This is a genomic window from Streptomyces sp. NPDC055078 (genome assembly GCF_053607985.1).
Genome location: NZ_JBSGUP010001066.1, coordinates 1 through 1,637, shown reverse-complemented (window position 1 = coordinate 1,637; position 1,637 = coordinate 1). Strand labels below are relative to the sequence as shown.

At 69.6% G+C, this 1,637-nt stretch carries 1 protein-coding gene; it reads right to left on the bottom strand.

Annotation, left to right across the window (positions count from 1 at the left end; all coding sequences use genetic code 11):
- Positions 1–9: 9 nt before the first annotated feature.
- Positions 10–1,491: an NDP-hexose 2,3-dehydratase family protein gene (locus ACWF94_RS40160; RefSeq protein WP_453500192.1), complete on the bottom strand. Its 1,482-nt coding sequence runs from the start codon at positions 1,489–1,491 to the stop codon at positions 10–12.
- Positions 1,492–1,637 lie beyond the last annotated feature (146 nt).

Genomic DNA, 1,637 nt, shown 5'->3' with positions numbered 1-1,637 from the left:
ACGTTGGTGTCACCGCGTACGCGAGGCCAGCAGGCTGTGCAGGCAGGCCACCAGACTGCGGGCCTGGACGTTGAGGTAGTGGCTGTGCCGGAGGAGTGCGGTGAGCTGGTGCAGTGTCATCCAGCAGTGGTTCTCGTCCTCCGCGCCGTGGTGGTCGTCGTCGGTCTCGACGATGAGGTAGCGATTCAGGGCGTGGTAGAAGCGCCCGCCTTCCTCGGACAGCAGGCAGGAGAACCTGATCCGCTCGGGCGGGGCGTGCAGCACCTCGTCGAGGAAGCGGGGCCGCGCGGCGCCGGGCAGCACCTTGTAGCTGTCGGGGCTGCACTGGACGGTGGGGGCGAGTTCCACCCCGTCCGGGCAGCCGGGCTCCTCGCCGGCTCGCATCAGGGCGTGGAGCACTCCGTCGATCTCCTTGACCAGCAGGGCGATGACTCCGGTGCCGTGCGGCTCGATCATGGGCTGGGCCCAGCCGCTCACCTCGCGGCTCCCGGCGGTGACATCCACCCCGATCACCGAGAAGAATCGGCCGCTGTCGTGGGCGATCCGCTCCGGTGCGCTGTGCCAGTCGCGCAGTTCGCCGAGCGGCACGGGCCGGGTGGTGAGTTCGCTGCGGGCGCGGTGTTCGGTGATCCAGCTCAGGATCTCGTTCATGCTGTGCACCCCGCTCACCTCCCGGGCGCACGACCGGCCGAGCGCCGCCCGGAAGCCGTCGCCGTCCAGGTCCAGCACTCCGTCGAGGCCGTCGCCCGCCAGCGGCAGACAGGACAGCACCGTACGGGTGTCCATGTTGACGATGTCCTCGACGGCCAGCAGCTCGTATATCTGACCGAGGGTCAGCCATCGGAAGTCGTCCTGGACGGCGATGTCCTCCGTCACTTCGAGCACGATGTTCCTGTTGCGTTTCCGGAAGAACCACGCGCCCTGTTCCGACTGGAGTACATCGGCGATGATGTGGTGCCGGGTCCTGTCCTGGAAGTACCCCAGATAGGGGACCGCGCGCCCCCGGTGCAGCCGCCGGTAGTTGCTGCGGGTGGCCTGCACGGTGGGGGACAGCTGAAGGTGGTTCCGGTTTCCCGGTTCGACTTTGGCCTGCATGAGGAAATGCAGCACCCCGCCGAATTCCTTGGCCAGCAGACCGAGGAAACCTATCTCCGGCTGATGGATGATCGGCTGGTGCCAGTGGGGGACCGGGCCGGACGGCAGCCGGACGTCCAGGCCGTCGATGGCGAAGAATCCGCCGCTCCGGTGCCGCAGCGCACCCGTTCGCCCGTCCCGGACCCAGTCCCGCAGTCCGTCGAGTTCCACGCGCTCGACCCGGAGACCGGACCGCTCACGGGATGCGTCGAACCATGCGTCGAAGGACTCCGGCTGACGGACCGCGCTCCCCGGGGCGAGGGCGGACGCGGCGAGCCGGTCCGGCAGCCGGCGGAGTGCGGACGGGGGCGGCGGGGACGGGGGAGGGGGAGGGGTCGGCGGGACGATTCGATTCACCAGTGGATTCCTTTGCGCCGGAAGGACAGGTCCGTACTCGGTTCTCGGCGTTTCTCCGCATCCGCGGCATCCGCGGCATCCGCGGCGTCAGCGGCATACGCGGGCCGCCGCCGCGAAGCTCACCGGCGCCCGGGACCGGGTGGCGA